The sequence below is a fragment of the Aquiflexum sp. genome (genome assembly GCF_041749095.1).
GTDB lineage: Bacteria > Bacteroidota > Bacteroidia > Cytophagales > Cyclobacteriaceae > Aquiflexum.
Genome location: NZ_JBGTCA010000593.1, coordinates 1 through 2,126 on the forward strand (window position 1 = coordinate 1; position 2,126 = coordinate 2,126).

At 41.1% G+C, this 2,126-nt stretch carries 3 protein-coding genes; 2 read left to right on the top strand and 1 reads right to left on the bottom strand.

Annotated elements, in window-relative coordinates:
* Window positions 1-246, bottom strand: a 246-nt coding sequence (locus ACEW8O_RS26590; protein ID WP_373497662.1) for a DeoR family transcriptional regulator, incomplete at its 3' end; no start/stop codon positions are given.
* A gap of 165 nt (window positions 247-411) precedes the next feature.
* On the opposite strand from ACEW8O_RS26590, the gene ACEW8O_RS26595 reads away from it, so the two are divergent.
* Together ACEW8O_RS26595 and ACEW8O_RS26600 are read left to right on the top strand one after the other, a co-directional pair.
* Window positions 412-1,071: an N-acetylmuramoyl-L-alanine amidase gene (locus ACEW8O_RS26595; protein WP_373497663.1), complete on the top strand. Its 660-nt coding sequence runs from the start codon at window positions 412-414 to the stop codon at window positions 1,069-1,071.
* 9 nt (window positions 1,072-1,080) lie between these two features.
* The coding region (locus tag ACEW8O_RS26600; protein WP_373497664.1) for a glycoside hydrolase family 10 protein at window positions 1,081-2,126 on the top strand (1,046 nt) is incomplete at its 3' end.

The following is a 2,126-nucleotide window of genomic DNA, read 5'->3' on the forward strand; positions in this document are numbered from 1 at the left end:
CTCTGCGATGATGATCTTTTTTGACTGCAAATAAACATTCCCATCATTTTTGGTGAAAGTCATAAATCCAAAAGAAGTCGCTCCCCCATGGACCTTCTTCAGTTTTTTTTCCTTATGCAATTCTTTCACATCTCTCCTGACTGTATCTATAGACACATCCAAAGCCTCTGATAAATCATTGAGTAAAACCCTGTGATGTAGATAAACCTGGTCTAAAATATATTTTTGGCGTTCTTCTTTAAGCATGATCTTAGATTTCGGTTTTTTGCAGGAATTAAATCATCAATTAGAAAAAAAAAGTCTAAAACAGCAAATAATTGCAAATCATTATTGAAGGTTGCTCTAAGAAATTCATGTATTTTAGCGAAGTATTCTGATTTGATTGCCAAAACCTCCCAAATTCCATCCAGAATGAGAACCTTAAGATACCTTCCTTTTCTCTTTGCATTTGTTCCCTTGATTTTTTCATGCAATGCACCGACTTTTAGAATCTTTGAAAAACCCATTATTTTCAATGAAGAAAGAGAAAAACTTTCCCTGGAATACCTTAAAGTCCGACATGGACTGGACAAAGAAACGGCTATTATAGATCCGACCATGGTGGTGGTCCATTGGACCGCTGTACCCACATTGGAAGGCACTTTCAATGTATTCAATCCGGTACATTTAGGAGGAAGGCCTGAATTGACTACTGCAAGCAATTTGAATGTCTCCGCCCATTTCCTGGTGGACAGAGATGGTATGATATTCAGGCTTTTGCCGGATACTACTTTTGGTAGGCATACGATAGGATTGAATTATACCGCAATTGGCATTGAAAACATAGGTGGACCAGATGACCCTCTTACCAAAGCACAGCTGAAAGCAAATGCAGCACTCATCAGGTACCTGCATAAAAAACACGAACTGAGCTATTTGATCGGTCACCACGAATATTATGATTTTCAGGGCTCTGAAATCTGGAAAGAAACAGACCCCGACTACCTGACCCAAAAACAGGACCCTGGACCAAAATTCATGAAACAGCTTAGAAAAAGACTTACAGACCTTAACTTAAAAAGCAAACCCTGACCCAACTCAATGAAACCACATTTCCTAATTGAAATTTCAAGAACAATCATTTACCTACTTTGCCTGACATTGGTTTTACAATCCTGTAAAACAGCTTCCACCCCCACAGTTCAGAGAGAACGGGGAACTGTTCGCGGCACAGGGCCACGAGGCAATGAAACCACTTATCCCTCGAAAACAGTAAAGATGCCCGACCAACCGGAATTTTACAAGGCTATGGAATTGGAGTTGCCCCCAAGTCCAAGGGAATTCCGGGGAGTATGGATTGCAACAGTTGCCAATATAGATTGGCCAAACAGCCCAACAGACCCATTCAGCAAGCAAAAAGAAGATTTTATCAAATTACTGGATTATTATAAATCCCTCAATTTCAATGCAGTCATTGTACAGATCAGGACTTCAGGTGATGCTTTTTATCCTTCCAATTTTGCCCCTTGGTCCAGGTATCTGACAGGAAAAGAAGGGCAAAAACCCAATACCACTGAGGACCCACTTTCCTGGATGATACTCGAGGCCCATAGAAGAGGCCTGGAATTTCATGCATGGCTGAACCCCTACCGGGCCACGATGAATCTTGACACAAAACTCCTGAGTGCAGAGCATGACTTTTTCAAACATAAAAACTGGATGATCAAGTACGACACCAAGTATTATTACAATCCCGGACTTCCTGAGGTCAGGTCCCATTTGGTCAATATCATCAGTGAAGTGGTCCGGAATTATAATGTGGATGCCATCCATTTTGATGATTATTTCTATCCTTACAAAGTGGACAAAGTCGTGTTTGATGATGCAGCGACCTTTAAAAAATATGGTAAACAAGGTCAGAAACAAGATGATTGGAGAAGGGAAAATGTCAGCTTATTGGTCAAAGAAGTCCAAGAGACCATCAAGGCTGAAAAACCTTGGGTACAATTTGGCATCAGTCCATTCGGGGTTTGGAGAAATAAAGATAAAGACCCCAATGGCTCCAATACCAGGGCGGGGCAGACCAATTACGATGACCTCTATGCCGATGTGCTGACATGGATGAAAAACGGCTGGATAGATTACCT